Source organism: Pseudomonas sp. PA-4-8C (assembly GCF_021606625.1).
Classification (GTDB): Bacteria; Pseudomonadota; Gammaproteobacteria; order Pseudomonadales; family Pseudomonadaceae; genus Aquipseudomonas; species Aquipseudomonas lactis.
In genome coordinates this window covers 18,809-39,851 of the sequence record NZ_WKCD01000028.1, presented here as the reverse complement: position 1 = coordinate 39,851, position 21,043 = coordinate 18,809, and the positions used below count along the sequence as shown (strand labels likewise).

Genomic DNA, 21,043 nt, shown 5'->3' with positions numbered 1-21,043 from the left:
CTGATCACCCTGACCAACCGCCAGTACAACTCGATCCAGGGCATCGTCCACACGCTGCCGGTGCTGCCGCCGGCGCCGAACGACGCCAAGGCCTGGGTCGAAACCGCCGGGCGCCAGAACCTCAACCTGCTCGCCAGCAATTACGCGGTAACTGCCGCAGAAGAAACCCTTCGGCAGCGCAAGGCCGGCCACTTGCCGACCCTCGACGCGGTTGCGCAATACGAAAAAGGCGACAACGACGCCCTGGGCTTCAGCAACCCGAATCAGTTGCCTATCCCGTACGGCGGCGATGTGTCGCAACGCACCGTCGGCCTGCGCTTGAACATCCCGATCTACAGCGGCGGCCTCACCAGTTCGCAAGTGCGCGAATCCTATTCGCGCCTCGACCAGACCGAGCAGCAACGCGAGGGCCTGCGCCGCCAAGTAGTGGAAAACACCCGCAACCTGCACCGTGCAGTCAACACCGATGTGGAGCAGGTGCAGGCGCGTCGCCAGTCGATCATCTCCAACCAGAGCGCGGTGGAAGCCACGGAAATCGGCTATCAGGTGGGTACGCGCAACATCGTCGACGTGCTGGACTCACAGCGCCAGCTGTACGCGTCGGTGCGCAACTACAACAACAGCCGCTACGATTACATCCTCGACAACCTGCGCTTGAAGCAGGCGGCGGGCACGCTCAACCCAGGGGACTTGCAGGATCTGGCGCGCTATCTCAAGGCCGACTACAACCCGGACAAGGACTTCCTGCCGCCGGACCTGGCCAAAGCCGCTGCCGAACAGCTCAAGGCCCGCCCCGGCTATTAAGCGCACCGCCAATCCGATGTGGGAGCTGGCTTGCCTGCGATGCAGACACCTCGGTACATCAGGTACGCCGAGGTGATGCTATCGCAGGCAAGCCAGCTCCCACATTGGGTTGGTGTTGTCAGTGTTTGATCAGTCTGTCCAAGCCATCCAGTAAACGCTTTAACGCGCCCTGGTTGGCCTGCATCACCTTGAGCCCCGCCTGCGCCATCTTGCGTGCGTCCTGGGGCAACTCAAACAACTGTCGCACCGCTTCGGCCAGCCCATCGGCATCGTCCACCTCCCGCAAAGCCCCGGCGTCGCGCATCATCGCGGTGATGTCGAGGAAGTTGAAGACATGCGGGCCCATGATCACCGGTTTACCCAGCGCGGCCGGTTCCAGCGGGTTGTGCCCGCCGGTCGGCACCAGGCTGCCGCCGACGAATGCGCTGTCGGCCAGGGCGTAAAGAAACAGCAATTCGCCCATGGTGTCGCCAAGCAGCACCGAGGTTTGCTCGGTGACCGGCTCACCACTGGAGCGACGCACGGTGGCAAACCCTTGCTGCACACAGCGCTCAAACGTGGGGCCAAAGCGCTCCTGATGACGGGGCACCAGAATCAGCAGTGCATTGGGATAGTTCGCCAGCAACTGGCGATGAGCTGCCAGCACCACGTCGTCTTCACCTTCGTGGGTACTCGCGGCGATCCAGACCGGACGCTCGCTGGCGCCCCATTGTTCACGCAGGGCGGCGGCGCGGGCCGTCAACTGAGGGTCGATGCTCAGGTCGAACTTGATCGAGCCGGTCACTTCCACGGTTTCAGGGCGTGCGCCCAGGCTGCGGAAACGTTCGGCCTCGGTCTCGGTCTGTACGGCGAACAGGCTCATGTCTGCCAGCATCGGCGCCGTCAGCTTGGCAAATCGCGCGTACCCCTTGGCCGAGCGCGCCGACAACCGCGCATTGGCCAGCGCCACCGGGATACCGCGCTGGGCGCAGGCATGGATATGGTTGGGCCACAGCTCGGTTTCCATGATCACCGCCAGCGTGGGCTGCACGCGGTCGAGAAAACGCTTGGCGGCACAGGGCAAGTCGTACGGCAAATAGCAGTGCTGGATGCGTGGCTCATTGGCAAATAGTGCCTGGATACGCTCGGAACCGGTGGGCGTCATGCAGGTGACGGTGATCGGCAACTGTGGATAACGCGCCATCAACCCGCGAATCATCGGGGCCGCGGCAATGCTTTCGCCCACCGACACCGCGTGCACCCAGATTCCGCCGGGCCGCATCACCGGCAAGCCATAGGAAAACCGCTCGCCCACCCGCTTGGCATAGGCCGGCGCTTTGCGCGCACGCAACCACAAGCGTAAAGCCACCAACGGCAGCGCCAGGTAAAACACACAGCTGTAGAGAGTTCTATTCATGGCGGCGGAGTTTATCGGCTTTTTCAGTCGATCGCCTGCAAGCACTCGGCAAAACGTTTGGCCAGGAAGCGCGCGGCAGGCCCAAGGTGCTCGTCGCGGCGCCACACCAGTTCCACCACCAGGGCGGGCGGGGTCCATTCGCTGGTCAACTCGACCATCTGTTGCTGGTAGGTCGGGTATTGCACGATATGCCGAGGCAACCAGGCCCAGCCCAGGCCACTCATCAGCCATTCGGCCAATACGTAGAAGCTGTCGGCGCGCCACACCAGGGGGCTGGCCGCCTCGCTGCCGGGGTAGACGCTGGTCTGGGTCGACATCAGCAACTGCCGAAACTGGGCCAGGTGTTGGCACGTCACGTACTGCTCCTTGGCCAACGGGTGATTGACTCCGCACACCGTGACCATTTCCACACTGCCCACCACCCGTCGCTCCAGGGCTTCGGGAATCTGGTCGTGATAGAACAGCAGCCCCAGGTCCGCCTTGCGCTCCACCAGCTTGCGCGCCACATCGCCCTGGGCTGCGCTGGACAACTGCACCTCCAGCAGCGGGTAGTGCACGGCCAGCGCCTCCAGGCTGTCGAGCACAGGCTGGAACAACATCGCCTCATCCTGGGCCAGGCGCAGGCAGGCTTCCTCGCCGCGGGTCAACGATAAGGCCCGGCCCGTGAGGCGCTCACACTGGCGCAGCACCTCACGCGCTTCCTCCAGCAACACACTGCCGGCCTCGGTCAGGCGCGGTTGCCGGCCACTGCTACGTTCGAACAGCACAACGCCCAAGTCAGCCTCCAGCAGGGCAATGCCATTGCTGACCGCCGATTGCGCCTTTCGCTGCCCCCGGGCCACGGCAGAAAACGAAAGCTGCTCGGCGACGCTGACAAACAGGCGCATCTGCTCCAGATCCCATTGCACGCTCATGGCTGAACCCATCTCAATTCCAGATAGGTAATGACTTTACCCCATCTGACGAACCTCTAGAATGCCGACCTTATCAAATGCGCATCACCTCGAGGATTGCCCCATGAATGCCGCCTACTACTACTTGGCCATCGCCATCTGCTCGGAAGTGATCGCCACCGTTTCCATGAAAGCCATCAAAGGCTGGAGCACCCCTATTCCGTTGCTGCTGGTGATCGTCGGTTACGGCGTGGCGTTCTGGATGCTGACTCTGGTGGTGCGTACCGTGCCGGTCGGCGTGGCGTACGCGGTATGGGCCGGGATGGGCATCGTGATGGTCAGCATCGCGGCGCTGTTCATCTACGGGCAAAAGCTGGATGTGCCGGCGATGCTGGGGATGGGCCTGATTGTGCTGGGCGTGGTGGTGATTCAGCTGTTCTCGAAAACCGCCGGGCACTGACCGCCACTCAACAGCCTGTATACTGCGCCTCTTGTCTTGAACACTGAGGTCGCCGATGCCATCCGTTATTTCCACCGACGTTCTGATTGTCGGCGCCGGGGTTGCCGGCCTCTGGCTCAATGCGCGCCTGCGCAGCCAGGGGTTTTCCACGGTACTGGTGGAAAGCGCCACCCTGGGCGGCGGGCAAAGCCTGAAGTCCCAGGGCATCATTCACGGCGGTGCGAAATACGCCCTGCATGGCGCCCTCACCGGCGCCTCCGAAGCCATTGCCGATATGCCGCGCCGCTGGCGTGAAGCCCTGGCCGGCAACGGCGAACTGGACCTGTCCGGCGTGCGCGTGCTGTCCCAGGCGCATTACTTGTGGTCGCCCGGCACGATTGCCGGCAACCTCACCAGCTTTTTCGCCAGCAAGGCCGTGCGTGGCCGCGTCGATCAGGTCAAGGGCGACGAACTGCCCCTGGCGCTGCAGAACCCTCGCTTCAAAGGCAAGGTCTATCGCCTGGCCGAGCTGGTGGTGGACGTGCCCAGCCTGATCAACCGCCTGGCGCAATTGGCTGGCGACGGTCTGCTCGCCGGTCAGCACATCGAACCGTTGCTGGACGGTGACACCCTGGTGGGCTTGAAAGTCGATGGCCGTGAGATCCGCGCCCAGCGCATCGTCTTGAGCGCTGGCGGCGGCACGGCGGATGTGCTCGCAGCCCTGGGCCATAGCCAGCCGGCCATGCAAAAACGCCCGCTGCACATGATCATTGCCAAAGGCCCTGGCCTCAAGCCGCTGTACGCCCATTGCCTGGGCGGCGGCACCAAGCCACGGATCACCGTGACCACCCACCCGGCCGCCGACGGCAACTGGGTGTGGTACATGGGCGGCGATATCGCCGAGGCTGACGGCGTGGCGCGTACGCCTGAACAACAGATCGCCACCGCGCAGAAAGAGCTGGCGCAACTGCTGCCCTGGATCGACATGAGCCAGACCCAGTGGGCCACCCTGCGGGTGGATCGCGCCGAGCCGCTGCAATCGGGGCTGAGCCGTCCCGACAACGCCTTCCTTGCCGAAGACGGCCGCTTGCTGGTCGGCTGGCCAACCAAACTGGCGCTGGCGCCGGACTTCGCCGACCGCGTACTCCAAGCCCTGGAGCGCGATGGCATCCAGCCAAGCGCCAGCGCCGCCATGCCCGAGTTGCCAAAACCGGCAATCGGCCAACCCGCCTGGGAGCAACTGTTGCCATGAGCCTGCCAACCCTGCACGACCTGTATCGCCCGCTGGGCAGCACCGGCATGCTGGTGTCGCCCCTGGGCCTGGGCACCGTCAAGTTGGGCCGCGACCAAGGGGTGAAATACCCCAACGGCTTTCAGATCCCTGGCGACGACGAGGCCCGCATGCTGTTGCGCCAGGCCCGCGAGCTGGGCATCAACCTGATCGACACCGCGCCGGCCTATGGCATGAGCGAAGAGCGGCTGGGGCCGCTGCTGCGTGACCAGCGCAAGGACTGGGTCATCGTCAGCAAGGTTGGCGAAGAGTTTGCCAATGGCGTGTCCCATCACGATTTCAGCGCGGCCCATACGCGAATGTCGATCGAACGCAGCCTGAAACGACTTGAAACTGATTTTATCGACCTGGTGCTGGTGCACTCGGACGGCAACGACTTGCATATCCTCAACGATTGCGAGGTTTACCAGACCCTGGCGCAGTTGAAGAAAGACGGCAAGATCCGCGGTTTCGGCTTCTCCGGCAAAACCGTCGAGGGCGGCGTGAAAGCGCTGGAACAGGGCGATTGCGCGATGGTCACCTACAACCTCAACGAACAGGCCGAGAAGGCCGTGATCGACTATGCCGCCGCCCACGGCAAGGGCATCCTGGTGAAAAAGGCCCTGGCCAGCGGCCACGTGTGCCTGGAACCGGGAATGGATCCAATTCAGGCCAGTTTCACCTTGTTGTTTGCGCAAACGGGCGTCGCCAGTGCTATTGTCGGGACCATTAACCCGCTGCACCTGGCCCATAACGTAGCAACTGCTGCCCGGGTCATTCGTCAACTCTGATGCCGCCCACGCGGCCGACCCCCGTCGCAAGAAGGAGCCGACATGCCGCGTACGCTCATAAGAAAGAACCCCAGCAACTTCAAGACACTGCCGCTGCACGTCGAAGCCACCCCCGAAGGCCTGAGCTACCAGAGCGTCGGCATGCCGCTCAACTTCGCCCAGACCCTGCAACGGCGCAAGCCGGTCGAGGTGCCAGATGCCGAACGCTTCGCCCTGGAACTGGCGAACCTCGGCGTCTCGGTGCGCCTGACCCTGCATTGGCAAAACAAGGACTACTGGGTGTTGGTGCGCCAACGCCGCCAGGACCGTGGCGACGTGGTGCTCAAGCTGATCTCCGGCTACGTCCCGGCCCATGAACTGAACCTGCCACTGCATACCGCCATCCAGGAAATCGCCGAGGAGTGCCTGCTCGAAACCCCCGAAGGCTGGCTGGGCGGGCGCTTCAACGACACTTGGCTGCCGGCGCCCTACTCCGCTGCCCTGCATTACCGCGAGGCCCTGCCGTTTCGTCTCAGCCCGCTGTCCGGCGCCGCGCGCCCGGTGCGCTGCGCCACCATGCAACTGATCGAGCGCCCACGGGCCTACGTGCACTTGCCGACCGCCTCGCTGCAATTGATTTATGACCTGCGCCTGGAAGTGCCGAAGGAAGCCAAGTCCCTCAGTTTGTTTCATGTGGATGAGCGTTTGGAGGGTGACCAGTTGGTGGCGCGCCTGGATCGCCAGCGTCCGGACTTGTACTTGATGCCGCTCAAAGACGGCGAGCCACTGGCAGAGTTGTATACCGTCAAGAAGGATCAGCTGTACCCAGCCAGCACACGCGGCCTGTACCTGGCGGAAAGTTTTGCCCAGCAAGAGGGCTGGCTGGTGCGCGATGAGCGGATTCGCTGGAAGGACTGGCTCAGGCAGCAGGGCCTGGCAGAGCCGGAAAAGGACTCAAAACTCAAGCGCTTGACCGGCAAGGCGCGGCAGATGCTGCGCAAGATCGTGCCGAAGAAAAGCTAGGGGCGAGCAGGCTCGCCCCACGGGGTATCACTCGTTGTTGCGGATCTTCTCGACAATCGCGGTGGTCGAGCTGTTTTCAACCAGCCCCAGCACTTTGACCGTGCCACCGTAGGCGCTGACGATGTCCGCACCCACCACCTGGTCGACACTGTAGTCACCGCCCTTGACCAACACGTCGGGCTTGACCTGGGCCAGCAGGTTTTCCGGGGTGCCTTCGGAAAAGCTGATCACCCAGTCCACCGCGCCCAGACCCGCAAGTACCGCCATGCGCCGGTCAACGCTGTTGATCGGACGGCCAGGGCCTTTCAAGCGGCTGACCGAAGCGTCATCGTTGACCGCAACGATCAGGCGGTCACCTTGAGCGCTTGCCTGTTCCAGATACGTCACGTGCCCGGCGTGCAGGATGTCAAAACAGCCGTTGGTGAACACAATGCTTTCGTTGTGGGCGCGGGCATCGTCAATCGCCAGCAGCAATTGCTCCAGGCCCAGCACACCGCGCTCCGAGCCTTCGGAACGCTGGATGGCGCGGCGCAATTCCGGTGCGCTGATGGCGGCAGTACCCAGCTTGCCTACCACAATGCCCGCCGCCAGGTTGGCCAGGGCCACGGCATGGGGCAGCTCCTCACCGGCGGCAATGGAGGCTGCCAGGGTAGAAATCACCGTGTCACCGGCGCCGGTGACGTCAAACACTTCACGGGCACGCGCCGGCAGGTGCATGGCCGGGTGGCCCGGACGCAACAGGGTCATGCCGTGCTCGCCACGGGTCACCAGCAAGGCGCCCAAGTCGAGATCGGCCATCAGCGCCGCGCCCTTGCTCACCAGCTCGTGCTCATCGGCACACCCGCCGACGATGGTCTCGAACTCGCTGAGGTTTGGCGTGAGCAGGCTGGCGCCTCGGTAGACCGAGAAGTCCTTGCCCTTGGGATCGGCGAGCACCGGAATGTTGCGGGCCTTGGCGGCCTGGATCAACACCTGGTGATTCTGCAAGGCGCCTTTGCCGTAGTCGGACAACACCAGCACCTTGATACCGTCGAGCAGCGCGTCGACCTGGTCGCCAAGGGCCAGGGCGTCGGTGGCGAAGGGTTCTTCAAAATCGATACGCAGCAACTGCTGGTGACGGCTCATGACCCGCAGCTTGACGATCGTTGGCTGATGGGCGATGCGCTGGAACAGCGCACGCACACCGGCACCCTGCAGGCTGTTGGCCAGACTTTCGGCCGCTTCGTCGTCGCCGGTCACCCCTACCAGGGAAGCCGGGGCGCCGAGCGCGGCAATATTGAGCGCGACGTTGGCAGCGCCACCTGGGCGGTCTTCGATTTGCTCGACCTTGACGACCGGCACCGGCGCCTCAGGGGAAATCCGTGAGGTACCACCATGCCAGTAACGGTCGAGCATGACATCGCCGACCACCAAGACAGCGGCTTGATTGAATCGCGGCATGGACAACTTCATGGAGCAACCCACATACAAAATGAACAGGGGCGCGATATTAGCACAGGGTTTGCGATGGCTTGCGACCACCGCAGGGCAAATGTGGGAGGGGATTTGCTCTCTGTAGGAGCGAGCAAGCTCGCTCCTACATTTCATTTACCCCGTGATGCCGGGTGGATCAGGTGATATCCGCCTGCACCGGTGCATCCAGGCCCATGGCATGCAGGCGGGCGTAGTAACCGTTCTGCGCCAACAACTCGCCGTGGGTACCACGCTCGACAATCCGCCCGTCGTCCATCACCAGAATCAGGTCAGCCTTCTCGATGGTGGACAGGCGGTGTGCGATCACCAGAGTCGTGCGGCCTTGCATGACCTTATCGAGTGCCGCCTGGATATGCCGCTCGGACTCGGTATCGAGGGCCGAGGTGGCCTCGTCGAGGATCAGCAATGGCGCATTCTTGAGCAACGCACGGGCAATCGCCAAGCGCTGACGCTGGCCACCGGACAACAACACACCGTTCTCGCCCACCTGAGTATCAAAGCCCTTGGGCAATTGATCGATGAAGTCCTTGGCATTGGCATCCGCCGCCGCCGCTTCAACGTCGGCACGAGGCGCACCGGCCAGGTCGCCGTAGGCGATGTTGTTGGTCACGGTATCGCTGAACAGAGTGACATGCTGGGTAACCTGGGCAATGTGCTTACGCAGGTTGAGCAGCTTGTAGTCCTCGATCTCGATGCCATCGAGCAGGATCTCACCACTTTCATGGTGGTAGAAACGCGGGATCAGGCTGGCCAGGGTCGACTTGCCACTGCCCGAACGCCCCACCAGCGCAATCATCTGCCCAGGCTCGGCAGTAAAGCTGATGTCCTTGAGCACATGGCGATCGGTACCAGGGTAGGTGAAGTTCAGGTGACGCACTTCCAGGCGACCGCTGACCTTGTCACGTTCAACAGTGCCGTGGTCGACCTCAACGTCTTCGTCCAACTGCTCGAAGATGCTTTCGGCGCCCGCCACACCTTTCTGGATGGTCGAGCTGACCTCCGAGAGTTGACGAATTGGCTTAGGCAACAAGCCGGCCAGGGTGATGTAGGCCACCATGTCGCCCGCCGAGGCGTCGCCACGCAGGTACAGCACCAGGAACATCAGCACGGCCATGGCGGAGTAGATCACCAATTGCAGCGCCGGGGTGTAGATCGCCCCGGTGCGGGTCATGCGCAGTTGCTTGTTGGTGTTGCTCTGGCTGGCCTTGAAAAAGCGCTTCTGTTCGTAGACTTCGCCGCCGAAGCTGCGCACCACGCGGTAGCCCTGGATGGTCTCCGAGGCCACGTGGGTCACGTCGCCCATGGCCACCTGGATCTTCTTGCTCTGCTTGCGGAATTTCTTGCTGGCGGTACTGACCATCACAGCAATCAACGGCAGGATCGCGATCATCACCAACGTGAGGCGCCAGTTCATGAACAGCAAGGAGGCGAACAGGAAGATCACCGTCATGCCTTCGCGGATCACCACCTTGATGGCATCGGTCGCGGCCCCCGTGACCATAGTCACGTTGAAGGTGATGCGGGAAATCAGATGCCCGGAGTTGTGGTTATCGAAGTAGCGGTTGGGCAGCGTCAGCAGGTTGTTAAACAACTGCACCCGCAAGTCGTGGACCAGGCCCAGGGAGACCTTGGCCAACAGGTAGTTGCCCAAAAACGAACCCAGGCCCTGCCAGGCCGCGATCAGGATGATCAGCAACGGCACCGCCTGCAGCAATTGCAGGTCGCGCAAAAAGGGCACGGTCGGGAACAGCACAGCTTCCGGATTGGAGAGACCATCAACAAAGTACTTGAGGATGTAACCCAGCATCGGTTGGGTCGACGCGAAAATCAGAAATCCAAGGATACTCAACGCAAACAAGCCCATATAGGGCTTAACGTAACTGAGCAGGCGGAAGTATATTTTCAAGCTCGAAGGGCTTGCGCTCGGACTGGAGTCGGTCATATCACGCGGCGTTTTGAAAAAGGAGGCTGACTTTAGCACAGCTTCTCTGTTGTACTTGCACCCGGCGTAAGCCGCGGCCCGGTTGGATCCTACCGGCGACATTACTTAGCCACTAGCTTAAGATGGTCGGCTTTCTCTTTCTGGAATGGCTTTACTGTATGCACTCCAAGCGCCTTACCTATGGCTCAAATCGCGTTTTCGACTTCCTGGTCCTATGGATTTTGCCTGTTGGCTTGCTGCTGCTCCTGAGTGCACTGTTCTTTGTCGGCAATCGCAATGTACTGCACCGCATTGTCTACATCCTGTTCAGCGTACCGACCTTGTTTCTGTTGTGCATGCGCCCTCGGGAGTTCAAGGACCTGCTGCGCGAGCCCCTGGCGATCGCGTTCCTGGCGTTCTCCGCCTGGGCGTTGACCAGTCTGCTCTGGAGCCCCGCGCCCAGTTCCGATACCGACCTGTTCAAGCGACCGCTGAATACCTTCATGCTGTTTGGTGGCTGCGGGCTGTTGCTGCATTACCGCAACGAATTGTTCAAACCGATCTTCTTCAGCGCTGCGGTGATTGCGCTGGTGGTGAGCCTGGGTAATCTGGTGGCGTTCGCCAAGGGCTATTCGCCCGGTTTGCGCATGATCGGCGGCCTGGGCGCGCTTGATAACCCGCTGTTGAGCTCGCATCTTTTTGGGTTCTTCACCGTGTACTGGCTGTACGTCTGCATGACCACCCAACGCATGAAGGTGTTGTGGTTCAGCGTACCGGCCCTGACGATCATGACCATGGCCGTACTGGCGACCGGCTCACGCACGCCACTGGTGGCGCTGACGCTGGCCATACTTTGGATGAGCTTTGTAAGCCGAAATCGTCGTTCGGCATTGCTGATCAGTGGAATGATCCTAGGCGCAGTCGCACTACTCCTGTTTTACCCTGAGTTAATCACCGAGCGAGGCACCTCATTCCGTCTCGAGCTGTGGAGTATTTCACTGCAGCTTATCGCCGAGCATCCCTGGATCGGACATAGCTACGATTCCGAGCTTTACCTGACCCTAGCGGAAGGTTATCAACTGCGCGAGCCCCACAGCTTTGCCCTCGGCGTGCTCTATTACGTCGGCATCATTGGTTTTATCCCCTGGGCCTTCATGCTCGGCTGGGGCCTATACAAAGGTTTGAAGGAGCGCGCCCAGCCGCTGTTCATCCTGGCATCGTCCCTGCTGGCCTATGGCATCGGAGCAGGCCTGACCGAAGGCGGAGGGATCCTGTCACGGCCCAAGGAACATTGGTTCCTGCTGTGGATTCCCCTGGCAATTATCACTGGCCTGAGCCTCGCCCAACGCCACCGCAGCCTGTTGCGCATGAAGGCGCAGAACCTCAAGCCCGCCGCGTTTGAACAGCTGTGCAGTAATGCCCATGTGATTGAAGCCGATGGCCTGGGGCCCAAAGTCCTGCGTCTGGAAGACGGCAGCTTCCTCAAGCTGTTCCGCCCACGCCGCTGGTACACCTCCGGCAGTTTCAACCCGTACTCCGAGCGTTTTGCCAGCAACAGCGAGCAACTGCGTACCCTGGGCATTCCTACGCCGCACATCCTCGGGCTCTACCGCCTGAACGACGCCAGCAGCGCAGTGCGCTACACGCCGTTGCCCGGCCTGACGTTGCGCCAAGCGTTGCAAAGCCTGGACAGCAGCCTGCGTGAGTCACTGGTGGAGCGCTTTGGCCGGTTCATGGCGCAACTGCACGAGCGCGGCGTGTACTTCCGTTCGCTGCACTTGGGTAACGTGTTGTTGATGGACGATGGTGAATTCGCCCTGATCGACGTGGCCGACCTGCGTATCTACCCGTCTTCACTGCGTTACGCATTGCGCCAACGTAACCTGCGCCACATGCAGCGTTATCCCCAGGACCGCAACTGGCTGTTCGAAACGCACTTCGAACAACTGGTCAAAGGTTACGCCTCGGTGGCAAGCCCAGCCGCCACGGCGAAAATCCGCGAACAGGTCCAGAGCCTGTAAACCCCCTCTGTAGGAGCGAGCTTGCTCGCGAAAAACTCACCGGCACCGCGTTTATTCAGGAAGCACGCGTTATCGTTGACGTTCTTCGCGAGCAAGCTCGCTCCTACAGGGTGCGGTGGCGGTTCAGTTTTTGAGCGGTGCCAGATACAACCGCACCAGCCCCCGCAAGGTCTTGCGCCCCCAGAACTTCAAAGGGATCTGCTTGAGAATCTCCCGCGCCAACGGGCGGTCGCGGTCGGCGGTCTTGAGGAACATCGAGTTCAGGAAGTTGTAGCGAACCGCGTCATAGGCCGGGTGCTCGCTGAACTTCGCGTAGGTCTTGAGGATGTTCTGGATCATGTAGCGGTGGTTCTTGTACGTGTTGTTAGCGTGCTGGCGATACTTGGCCATCACCACGTCAAGGGCGTCGATGGTATAGCCCGCCGCCGTGATCTTCAGTTGGATCAGCAAGTCTTCCAGGGGAATCTGTGGGTCGAAACCACCGACCTCCTCCAGCACTTCGCGACGTATCAGCATGGTCGGCGCCGGTGGAAACGGCTTGCGGTCCAGGAACAGGTCGTCGAAATCCAGACGGCGAAATGGCACGTCGCGACGTTGTTTCTTTTCTGGATGCAGGTTGCCGTCCCCGTCGATCAGCTCGATATTGCCAGCACACATGCCCACCTTCGGCTTGCCGTCCATATACGCCACCTGGGTGGCGATGCGGTCCGGCAACATGATGTCATCCGAGCCGAACGGTGCAATCAGGCTGCCCTTGGCGCGAGCAATCGCACCGTTCAAGGTAGCGCTGAGCCCTTGGTTCTGCTGCACCTGAAAATCAAAGCCGTGCTCGGCCTGCAAGCGCTGGATACGTTCGACGCTGTCATCCCTGGAGCCGTCGTCGACCACCAACAGCTCGATATTGGGGTAGGTCTGCCCCAGCACGCTAAGAATGCTTTGCTCGATGTACTGGCCATGGTTGTAGGAAGCGATGATCACCGAGACCAGGGGTTGTGGCTGATTCATGCTCTACCTACTTCACGCAAACCGGTTTCAATCAGGGTCAGGTACTTGTGCTTGAACTCGTCGAGGGTGTGGTTGGCCTCCAGATAGCGGAACACCTCTTCACCCTTGGCACGTAATTGTTCATCGCTCAAGGCCAGGTAAGTGTCCAGGGCCGCAGCCAGTTGTTCGACGTTGCCCGGGTCGTGGGACAAGCCGCCCGCGCCCTGCACCAGCGGCAGCATCGCCGGGCCGTTGGAGGCAATCACTGGCAGATGGCCGCTCATGCCTTCCAGCAAGGCCAGGCCCAGGCCTTCGAACAGCGACGGCATGGTCCAGATATCGAAGCCGCGCACGTACTTCATGCCGTCTTCGCGAAAGCCCAGCAAGTGCGCACGGCCGGTCAGGCCCAGGCGCTCGATGTCGGCACGCAGGTCGGCTTCGGCACGGCCAGAACCAATAATCCCAACCTGCGCCTCAGGGTATTTGTCCTTGAGCGTGGCGAAGGCTTGCAGCAGATGGGTATGGCCTTTGATCGGTACCAGGCGCCCCAGGGCGCCGACCATCCGCGCATCCATGGGCAGGCCCAGGGCCTTGCGCGCGTCCTCCCGGGACAACTGCAAAGCCTCTGCCTGGGGAATGTCGATAGCGTTGGTGACGTAGGTGGTGTTCTCACGGGTGAACCCGCAGTTGAGGTCTACCAGGTAGTCCTTGACCGCTTCGGACACACCGACAAAGCGCCACGCCGGGCTGACCCAGCGTTGGGTCTGACGCCGACGGTAACCACGGGCGTACTCGCCAAAGCCGTGGGAGATGCCGATGCACAGGGGGATCTTCAACCAGCGGTTGAGTGACAGCATCATGTTCACCGACTTGAAGCGGTTACAGATGACCACGTCGAACTTCTGCTCGCGGCAGTATTTGTAGATCTGCCACATGGCGCCAAAGCGAATGCCCTTGAGGGACTTCTCTGGCAGCTCGAAATAGTGGGAGTGTTCGGCCACGCTCAGGGGCTGGCCAGGCAGCGGGCGCCCGCTGAGAAATCCGGAGGTCACCTCAAAGCGCTCAGCCGGCAGGGATTTGACGATTTGCTCACCCAAGTCGGCGAAGTCATGGGTCTTGACGTTGTAGTCCGGCTGTAACTGCAAAACCTTGAAACGAGGCTTCATAACTCTCCATGCAGCGATCTGGCTACGGGCGCGCAGCCCGGTAAAAAGGGCGACAGGCGCATACCGGCCTGCCTTCAATCGGCTCTCAGTCCTGCTTCAGGACCCACAACAGCTCGTGACGGCGCACGGCCTTGCGAAAGAATTCGTTCTCGCCATAGGGCGACGGCCTACGGCCCGCCAGCAGTTGCTGCAACCACCTACGCACTCGACGCTTGAACGGCGCTGACGGCTGCAGGTCGTGCATCATGCCCAGGGCCATGGCCTTGTCCTGCTGCTGGCTCAAGGCGAGGGCGAAACTGAACGGCACCAGCTCCACAGCACTATCGAAACGCGGCGGCAACGCCACGCCAGCGCCGGAATCGCCCATGGGCCAACGGTCGTTATCATGCAGGTGATTGGCGTAGCCGAGCAATGTGTCGGGCTGCCACGCCAGGCCCTGCAAGGCTTCCAACACTGCCGCATGGGCGCAGATATGGTCGGCGTGGGGGTCCAGCAACGGCGTGGGCAACACGATGACCTGGGGCCGCGCCTTGAGCAGCAGCGCCCGCAGGTCGGCGATCAGGTTATGCCAGGTCGGCGCGCCATCAGCATCGCCAGGCAGGGCAAAACCATTGAACTGGCGAAACAGCCGCGTATCGGCCAAATCCGCTTCGCGGGAGGCTTGCGGCTGATCCGGCGCGGCTTGCATGGCTTGCAACTGCATGCAGAAGTAGCCCAACTGCACGCACTGCGCCTCGGGTACGCCCGCCCAGCGCGGCACCGCGACGCTGTCCCAGGCCCGCAAACGGCCCTTGAGGCGCGCAGCTTCAGCCTTGGGCAAGCCCATATGCTGATAATGCTCGGCCTCGATTTCACCGGCCGTCAGCGTGACGATCCAACTTTCAGTCGCCTGGCTGTAAAGGCTGAACGCAGCCAGTTCGGCATCGTCGGCATGGGGCGCGATCACCATCACACGTTGCTGGCGATAGTCCGGCTGGCGAAAGCGCCACAGCGTCGGCTGGCCCTTGATCCGGCAAAAACGCCCGCGCAATTTGAGCTTGCCCGCGGCCAAGGCTTCGGCGGCGCCGGTCAGGTTCAGATAACGCCGCCCAGCGACGCCGCGCTCGAAGGCTTGCCGGTCCGGGCTTGCCAGGCCCAACAGGTCCACCGCAGGGTCGAAGAAACGCCCCAGCCAGGTACTTTTCAACTCAACGCCGACGATCAGGGTTTCATCCGCCGCCAACGGCGCATCCAGCAGCAGCCGGCCCGCCTCCAGGTGCAAGCCGGGCTGTTCGCTGCCGGCCGGGAAGGCATACTCATAGCTGTCTTTGGGCGAGTAAAACAGGTGATCGGCAAACCAGGCTTCATGGGCGGCCCACAGCAGCACCGCAAGGATCAGCGGCAACCACCAGGCCACCAGTACGCCGGTGGCGACCAACACCAGCACGCCGATCAATAGCGCAATACGCTTGTTACGCCGATGGCGCTTGAGCAGTTGCTGTTTACGGCTCATACACTGAACACCGGCACCGGGTTGCACCAGCGCTCCTTGTATTCACGGTCGGAACGCCCGAAGGAAAAGCGCAGTGACTTGTTCGCCGCCCGCGCCTGTTCCCAGGCACTTTGGGTATTGAGAAAGCTCAGCACGCTGCCGGGGCTGAATGCACGGGTTTCAGGGTCCACGCCGCCGTTGACATACTCGGCGCTGAACCACTCGTTGGACTGCACCTGATACACCAATTGCACCGCAATCGGCGCGTCGTTCAGAAACAGCACCGAGCCGAACAAAAACTCCTTGAGCAACTCCAGCACCTCGGCCAGACGCGCCGCGCCGGCCGCCGGGAAGCCCCAACGGCGCTGGAACAGATCGCAATAAATCGCCGCCAGCTCTACGCTCGAGAACTCACTGACCGCCCGTACCACGCCGCCCGCCTCCTCCAACAGGCGCAGTTCACGCCGCTGGTTGTAGCGAAACTTCTTTGACAGGTCTTCGGGCGTACGCGCCATGGCCAACTGCTCGGCCTGGGGCTTGAGGGTGCTTACGCGCCCCTCGTTCAGCGCCGAGAGGTAGCGCGCACGATGCCGCAACGGCACCTGCGCATTGGCGGCAATCGGCAGGATGATCTCGGCGTTGCCCAGGTCAAACAGGCCTTTCTTGCCGCTGCGCTTGAGCACGTCCTTGGACAGCGCCAGGTCGCGTCCCCAGGTGGCAATTGCCCCCTTGAGTTCACCACCTTGTTCCCAGCCCAGGTAGCGCACGGGTATCTGCGCCAGGCCGGCCAGGCGTTCGATCACCTGGGGATGGGTCGCCACGCTGCCGCCGTAACGCTGCCAAGCCTGGGCGTAAACCTCGGCCTCGACAGGCGCCCAGCCACGTTCACGCCAGCCCTGGAAGCGGTTCAGCATTTAAACCACGGCGTCATAAGGGTCTACGCCGTCCTTGACCACGAGGATGTCTTCCATGATCAGGTACTGCAGGTCCGAACCGAAGAACATGTTCAGCGCGTCGGTCGGCGAGCAGATCATCGCTTCGCCACGACGGTTGAGCGAGGTGTTCAGGGACACGCCGTTGCCGGTCAGCACTTCCAGCTCTTTCATCATGTCGTAGTAGCGCGGGTTGTATTCACGCTTGAGCACCTGGGCGCGGGAGGTGCCATCTTCATGGACTACTTCCGGCACACGGGTCTTCCATTCTTCCGACACTTCAAAGGTGAAGGTCATGAACGGCGCCGGGTGATCGACCTTGATCATCTGCGGGGCCACGGTGTCGAGCATCGACGGGCAGAAAGGCCTCCAACGCTCGCGGAACTTGATCTGGTGGTTGATGCGATCCGCCACGCCGGTCGCACTTGGGCAACCAATGATCGAACGACCGCCCAACGCACGCGGGCCAAACTCCATGCGGCCCTGGAACCAGGCCACCGGGTTGCCGTCGACCATGATCTTGGCAATGCGCTTAGGCATGTTCTCGATCTTGCGCCAGTTCGGCTTGCTCTCGTGCTTGGCGCACGCGGCAATCACGTCTTCGTTGCTGTAGGACGGGCCGAGGTAGACGTGCTCCATCTTCTCAACCGGTACGCCACGAGCGTGGGACACATAGGCAGCCGCGCCAACAGCGGTACCGGCATCGCCGGAGGCCGGTTGCACGAACAGTTCTTTGACGTCGTCACGGGCAATGATTTTCTGGTTCAGCTTGACGTTCAGCGCACAGCCGCCAGCGAAGGCGAGCTTGCCGGTGTCCTTGAGAATGTCGCCCAGGTAATGGTCGATCATCTGCAAGGCCAGTTTCTCGAACAGCGCCTGCATGCTGGCCGCGTAGTGGATATACGGCTCGTCGGCGATGTCGCCTTCGCGCTTGGGGCCCAGCCACTCGATCAGTTTTGGCGAGAAGTAGAAACCCTTGCCCTTCTCTTTGTAGCGGCGCAGGCCGATGACGTTGGCGTAGTCGGTGTTGATCACCAGCTCGCCGTTTTCAAAGGAGGCCAGGCGCGAGAAGTCGTATTTGCTGGCATCGCCGTACGGCGCCATGCCCATGACCTTGAACTCACCGTCGAGCATCTCGAAACCGAGGAACTCGGTGATTGCGCCGTACAGGCCGCCGAGGGAGTCCGGATCGTAGAATTCCTTGATCTTGTGGATCTTGCCGTTTTCGCCGTAGCCAAAGAAGGTAGTGGCGTACTCGCCCTTGCCGTCAATGCCCAGGATCGCGGTTTTTTCCTGGAAGCCCGAGCAGTGGTAGGCGCTGGAGGCGTGAGCCAGGTGGTGTTCCACCGGTTCGATCTTGATTTTCTTCGGATCGAAGCCCAGTTGCTCCAGGCACCAGACGATCTTGTTGCGATAGCGCTTGTAGCGACGGTTGCCCATCAGGATCGCGTCGAGGGCGCGGTCCGGGGCGTACCAGTAACGCTTGGCGTAGTGCCAGCGCGCCTCGCCGAACAGGCTGATCGGGGCGAACGGGATCGCCACTACGTCAACGTCCGAAGGCTTGATGCCGGCCTGTTCCAGGCAGAACTTCGCCGACTCGTAGGGCATGCGGTTCTTTGCATGTTTGTCGCGTACGAAGCGCTCTTCTTCGGCGGCCGCAATCAGCTTGCCGTCGATATACAGGGCTGCGGAAGGATCATGGCTAAGGGCGCCGGACAGGCCAAGAATCGTCAATGCCACTGGGGTCTAGCCTCTTTTAGTCTGCATGCAGGCGCATCGCGCCTGAAAAAAGTGTGTTTCCCGCCGGGGCGGGAAACAGCTAAAGGGCGGGATTATAGCTTAAAAGCGGTAGGAAGCTGTTAGCGCAGCTCGATGCTGCCGTCCGCGCTTTGGCGGTAGATCGTGTAGGGCAGCACGAGCGTGTCCAGGACAGCAGAGACGGGCACATCAAGAATGACCCAGGGAATACCATTCAACGAGAGATCACTGGCAGAGTTCGGCGGCCCATGCAAGACACACAAGTCATAAACCACGCCGCTATAAACACGCGGAACAGAGTTGCAGTAGGTATTCTTCCTCTTGAGGTCCAGAACAGTGACGTCATCGCCACGCAGCACCGTGGTCGTAGTGCCGCAGCCGCCCATGAGCAACGATATTCCCAGCAATACCAGCAACCTCAGAATAGGAGTCCGCATAGTTGATTCTTCTTGTTTGTTAAAAAGACCGAGAACCTAACACCACAGAACCAAGGCTTCAGGCTTACGCAGTCGACGCTAGGCGTAGGAAGCATCCCATTGCGCCCAGCGGTAAGGATTTCGGCAAATCAGAGGACGAGTCGTTAAACTTGTAACATTTTCGCCTGCGCCCCTCATTTGCGCGCTACCAACCGGCCCTTTCATGACTCCTTCTGCTCCAACCTGCCTTGCCTTACTGCTGGGCCTGTGTAACACCGCCCAGGCCGACAATGCGCCCCTGATCCTGGACCCCAGCGTGGTCACCGGCTCGCGCAGCGCCAGCCCGACGTTCGACCTGCCGTATTCAGTGGACGGCATCAACCGCGAACAGATCAACGACGGCCAACTCGGCATCAACGCCTCCGAAGCCCTGTCCCGCGTACCCGGCCTGGTGGTGCAAAACCGCCAGAACTATGCGCAGGACCTGCAAATTTCTTCCCGAGGCTTCGGCGCCCGTTCAGCATTCGGCGTGCGCGGCATCAAGCTGATCGCCGACGGCATCCCCGCCAGTACCCCGGATGGCCAGGGCCAGGCCGCCACCTTCAACCTCGATACCGCCGAACGCATCGAAGTGCTGCGCGGCCCGGCGGCGACGCTGTATGGCAGCAACGCCGGCGGCGTGATCCAGATGTTCTCCCGCGACGGCGAAGGCCCGCCGCGTATCGGCGCCGAAACCCTGGTGGGCAGCGACGGGCTGAACAAGAACCACCTCAGCGCCGAGGGTGCGGCAACCGGCGCCGGGTTTGTGCTCGACGCCTCGCGCATGGACACCAATGGCTACCGCGATCACAGCAGCGCGCGCCGCGACCAGACCTTCGCCAAGCTCAATTTCCAGCCCGATGACGACAGCAAGCTGGCGCTGATCTACAGCAGCCTGGAGCAGAACGGTACGCAAGATCCACTGGGGCAGAAATGGGATGCATATAAGGCAGACCCTCGCTCGGTAGACACAGCTGCGTTGCAATACAACACGCGTAAAAGTATCGATCATCAGCAATTGGGGATGAATTACGAGCGGTATTTCGGTGGTGCGACCTTGCAGGTCAATACCTACACCGGGCGACGCAGTGTGATTCAGTACCTGTCGATACCAGGCGGCAGCGCCTCGGACAAACGCGGCGGCGTAGTGGACTTCGACCGAACGTTCTACGGTGGCTCCGTCCATTGGCTGCAACCCATTACCAGCGCACCTGGAGATCTGACCTTGATCACCGGTCTCGACTACGACCGCAGCCAGGATGATCGCCAGGGCTACTCAAATACCGTCAACGGCATACACGGCGTCAAAGGTGTCCTGGGCCGTGATGAAATCGACACCGCCACCAGCCTCGACCCTTTCGTACAGGCCAACTGGTTGCTGGGCGACTGGACTCTGCAAGCCGGCTTGCGTCACAGCACTATGAAGATGGACGTGGCCGACCACTTCATCAGCGATGGCGACGACAGCGGCAGTAAGACTCACCAGAAGAACACCCCGTCGATCAGCGCCATGTACGCCTTTACTCCCGACCTGCACGCCTATGTAAGCGCAGGCAAAGGTTTTGAAACGCCGACTCAAGCTGAGTCAGCTTACTCAAACACTTCGAACGGTTTTAACTTCAACCTCAAGCCGTCTGTCAGCAAGCAGTATGAGGTTGGCGTGAAGGCGCGCATCGGCCAGGACACCCGCATTAATGCTGCTCTATTCCAGATCACCACGGACAACGAGTTAGTGATAGCGCGATCAGACGGCGGGCGCTCTACCTACCAAAACGCCGGCCGCACTCTGCGCCGCGGCTTCGAACTAGGCATGGAAAGCCAACTCAACGACCACTGGAGCACCAGCCTCGCCTATACCCGCCTGCAAGCTCAATACGACAGCGACTTCGTCAATAACGGGAAAACCATCGACAAAGGCAACTACCTCCCCGGCGTGCCACAAACCACTCTGTTCGCCGAACTGAACTGGAAACCACGGGACTGGGTCAGCACCGCCATCGAAGGCATGTACCGCAGCAAGGTCTACGTAGAAGACACCAACCAACAACGCGCCGCACCGGCCTACAGCGTCTTCAACTGGCGCGCGCGGTTTGAGCAAAAGGTAGAGCACTGGACCTTTCACCAGACCCTGCGCCTGGATAACCTGCTGGATCGCCAGTATGTGGGGTCGGTAATTGTGGGCGACGGCAATGGTCGCTATTACGAAGCCGCGCCGGGGCGGTCGTGGTATGCGGGGGCTGGGGCGCAGTACCAGTTCTGAATGCAGC

Annotated in this window: 17 protein-coding genes; 7 read left to right on the top strand and 10 right to left on the bottom strand. The window is 61.4% G+C overall.

Features of this window, described 5'->3' with window-relative positions; translation table 11 throughout:
* On the top strand, window positions 1-804 hold an 804-nt coding region (locus GIW04_RS07770), incomplete at its 5' end, for a TolC family outer membrane protein (RefSeq protein ID WP_236478954.1).
* A gap of 118 nt (window positions 805-922) precedes the next feature.
* Here the strand turns inward: GIW04_RS07770 and waaA are convergent.
* The gene (gene waaA / locus GIW04_RS07765; protein ID WP_034134746.1) at window positions 923-2,200 is read right to left on the bottom strand and encodes a lipid IV(A) 3-deoxy-D-manno-octulosonic acid transferase; all 1,278 of its coding nucleotides are present in this window, start codon (window positions 2,198-2,200) and stop codon (window positions 923-925) included.
* Between the two features lie 23 nt (window positions 2,201-2,223).
* Window positions 2,224-3,114, bottom strand: a complete 891-nt coding sequence (locus GIW04_RS07760) for a LysR family transcriptional regulator (protein ID WP_120247988.1) — start codon at window positions 3,112-3,114, stop codon at window positions 2,224-2,226.
* Between the two features lie 103 nt (window positions 3,115-3,217).
* On the opposite strand from GIW04_RS07760, the gene GIW04_RS07755 reads away from it, so the two are divergent.
* Genes GIW04_RS07755 through GIW04_RS07740 form a run of 4 tightly spaced genes read left to right on the top strand, consistent with a single transcriptional unit; the run spans window position 3,218 to window position 6,595 of the window.
* Window positions 3,218-3,553: a DMT family transporter gene (locus tag GIW04_RS07755; protein ID WP_003188013.1), complete on the top strand. Its 336-nt coding sequence runs from the start codon at window positions 3,218-3,220 to the stop codon at window positions 3,551-3,553.
* 55 nt (window positions 3,554-3,608) lie between these two features.
* Entirely contained in the window at window positions 3,609-4,784 is a 1,176-nt protein-coding gene (locus tag GIW04_RS07750; RefSeq protein WP_094774648.1) for an NAD(P)/FAD-dependent oxidoreductase, read from the top strand.
* Window positions 4,781-5,593 carry an aldo/keto reductase gene (locus GIW04_RS07745; protein WP_003188011.1) on the top strand — a complete coding sequence of 271 codons (813 nt, stop codon included), beginning with the start codon at window positions 4,781-4,783 and terminating at the stop codon, window positions 5,591-5,593. Before GIW04_RS07750 ends, GIW04_RS07745 begins: the two co-directional genes overlap by 4 nt.
* A 42-nt stretch (window positions 5,594-5,635) precedes the next feature.
* A complete protein-coding gene (locus tag GIW04_RS07740) occupies window positions 5,636-6,595 on the top strand; it encodes a hypothetical protein (RefSeq protein WP_003188010.1) in 960 nt (319 codons plus the stop codon).
* Window positions 6,596-6,622: 27 nt separating this feature from the next.
* Here GIW04_RS07740 and hldE read toward each other — a convergent pair whose 3' ends face one another.
* Window positions 6,623-8,047, bottom strand: coding sequence for a bifunctional D-glycero-beta-D-manno-heptose-7-phosphate kinase/D-glycero-beta-D-manno-heptose 1-phosphate adenylyltransferase HldE (gene hldE, locus GIW04_RS07735; protein WP_032893882.1), 1,425 nt, complete (start codon window positions 8,045-8,047; stop codon window positions 6,623-6,625).
* 157 nt (window positions 8,048-8,204) lie between these two features.
* On the bottom strand, window positions 8,205-10,010 hold the full coding sequence (msbA, locus tag GIW04_RS07730) for a lipid A export permease/ATP-binding protein MsbA (RefSeq protein ID WP_003188007.1): 1,806 nt from the start codon (window positions 10,008-10,010) through the stop codon (window positions 8,205-8,207).
* A 158-nt stretch (window positions 10,011-10,168) separates the two neighbouring features.
* Here msbA and GIW04_RS07725 point away from each other — a divergent pair, with 158 nt between their 5' ends.
* Window positions 10,169-12,010, top strand: a complete 1,842-nt coding sequence (locus GIW04_RS07725) for a bifunctional O-antigen ligase/aminoglycoside phosphotransferase family protein (protein ID WP_120247933.1) — start codon at window positions 10,169-10,171, stop codon at window positions 12,008-12,010.
* 123 nt (window positions 12,011-12,133) lie between these two features.
* On the opposite strand, the gene GIW04_RS07720 is transcribed toward GIW04_RS07725, so the two are convergent.
* The 6 genes from GIW04_RS07720 to GIW04_RS07695 all read right to left on the bottom strand — a co-directional run bounded on the left by GIW04_RS07720 (window position 12,134) and on the right by GIW04_RS07695 (window position 18,758).
* On the bottom strand, window positions 12,134-13,015 hold the full coding sequence (locus tag GIW04_RS07720) for a glycosyltransferase (RefSeq protein ID WP_003188004.1): 882 nt from the start codon (window positions 13,013-13,015) through the stop codon (window positions 12,134-12,136).
* Window positions 13,012-14,160, bottom strand: coding sequence for a glycosyltransferase family 4 protein (locus GIW04_RS07715; RefSeq protein ID WP_003188003.1), 1,149 nt, complete (start codon window positions 14,158-14,160; stop codon window positions 13,012-13,014). Before GIW04_RS07715 ends, GIW04_RS07720 begins: the two co-directional genes overlap by 4 nt.
* Window positions 14,161-14,245: 85 nt before the next feature.
* Window positions 14,246-15,652: a PIG-L family deacetylase gene (locus GIW04_RS07710; RefSeq protein WP_236269788.1), complete on the bottom strand. Its 1,407-nt coding sequence runs from the start codon at window positions 15,650-15,652 to the stop codon at window positions 14,246-14,248.
* A complete protein-coding gene (locus tag GIW04_RS07705) occupies window positions 15,649-16,545 on the bottom strand; it encodes a GNAT family N-acetyltransferase (RefSeq protein WP_120247932.1) in 897 nt (298 codons plus the stop codon). Before GIW04_RS07705 ends, GIW04_RS07710 begins: the two co-directional genes overlap by 4 nt.
* Window positions 16,546-18,303, bottom strand: coding sequence for a carbamoyltransferase family protein (locus tag GIW04_RS07700; protein WP_003187998.1), 1,758 nt, complete (start codon window positions 18,301-18,303; stop codon window positions 16,546-16,548).
* A gap of 119 nt (window positions 18,304-18,422) precedes the next feature.
* Entirely contained in the window at window positions 18,423-18,758 is a 336-nt protein-coding gene (locus tag GIW04_RS07695) for a YceK/YidQ family lipoprotein (RefSeq protein ID WP_032900370.1), read from the bottom strand.
* 202 nt (window positions 18,759-18,960) lie between these two features.
* Between GIW04_RS07695 and GIW04_RS07690 the strand changes: the two genes are divergently transcribed.
* A complete protein-coding gene (locus GIW04_RS07690) occupies window positions 18,961-21,036 on the top strand; it encodes a TonB-dependent receptor family protein (protein ID WP_120247931.1) in 2,076 nt (691 codons plus the stop codon).
* Window positions 21,037-21,043: the final 7 nt, after the last annotated feature.

What these genes read in the sequence shown, in the direction of transcription:
- GIW04_RS07755 (WP_003188013.1), top strand. Translation starts at nt 3,218, where the DNA reads ATGAATGCCGCCTACTACTACTTGGCCATCGCCATCTGCTCGGAAGTG.
- GIW04_RS07725 (WP_120247933.1), top strand. Translation starts at nt 10,169, where the DNA reads ATGCACTCCAAGCGCCTTACCTATGGCTCAAATCGCGTTTTCGACTTC.
- msbA (WP_003188007.1), bottom strand. Translation starts at nt 10,010, where the DNA reads ATGACCGACTCCAGTCCGAGCGCAAGCCCTTCGAGCTTGAAAATATAC.
- GIW04_RS07750 (WP_094774648.1), top strand. Translation starts at nt 3,609, where the DNA reads ATGCCATCCGTTATTTCCACCGACGTTCTGATTGTCGGCGCCGGGGTT.
- GIW04_RS07695 (WP_032900370.1), bottom strand. Translation starts at nt 18,758, where the DNA reads ATGCGGACTCCTATTCTGAGGTTGCTGGTATTGCTGGGAATATCGTTG.
- GIW04_RS07740 (WP_003188010.1), top strand. Translation starts at nt 5,636, where the DNA reads ATGCCGCGTACGCTCATAAGAAAGAACCCCAGCAACTTCAAGACACTG.
- GIW04_RS07705 (WP_120247932.1), bottom strand. Translation starts at nt 16,545, where the DNA reads ATGCTGAACCGCTTCCAGGGCTGGCGTGAACGTGGCTGGGCGCCTGTC.
- GIW04_RS07745 (WP_003188011.1), top strand. Translation starts at nt 4,781, where the DNA reads ATGAGCCTGCCAACCCTGCACGACCTGTATCGCCCGCTGGGCAGCACC.
- hldE (WP_032893882.1), bottom strand. Translation starts at nt 8,047, where the DNA reads ATGAAGTTGTCCATGCCGCGATTCAATCAAGCCGCTGTCTTGGTGGTC.
- GIW04_RS07715 (WP_003188003.1), bottom strand. Translation starts at nt 14,160, where the DNA reads ATGAAGCCTCGTTTCAAGGTTTTGCAGTTACAGCCGGACTACAACGTC.
- GIW04_RS07760 (WP_120247988.1), bottom strand. Translation starts at nt 3,114, where the DNA reads ATGAGCGTGCAATGGGATCTGGAGCAGATGCGCCTGTTTGTCAGCGTC.
- waaA (WP_034134746.1), bottom strand. Translation starts at nt 2,200, where the DNA reads ATGAATAGAACTCTCTACAGCTGTGTGTTTTACCTGGCGCTGCCGTTG.
- GIW04_RS07720 (WP_003188004.1), bottom strand. Translation starts at nt 13,015, where the DNA reads ATGAATCAGCCACAACCCCTGGTCTCGGTGATCATCGCTTCCTACAAC.
- GIW04_RS07690 (WP_120247931.1), top strand. Translation starts at nt 18,961, where the DNA reads ATGACTCCTTCTGCTCCAACCTGCCTTGCCTTACTGCTGGGCCTGTGT.
- GIW04_RS07710 (WP_236269788.1), bottom strand. Translation starts at nt 15,652, where the DNA reads ATGAGCCGTAAACAGCAACTGCTCAAGCGCCATCGGCGTAACAAGCGT.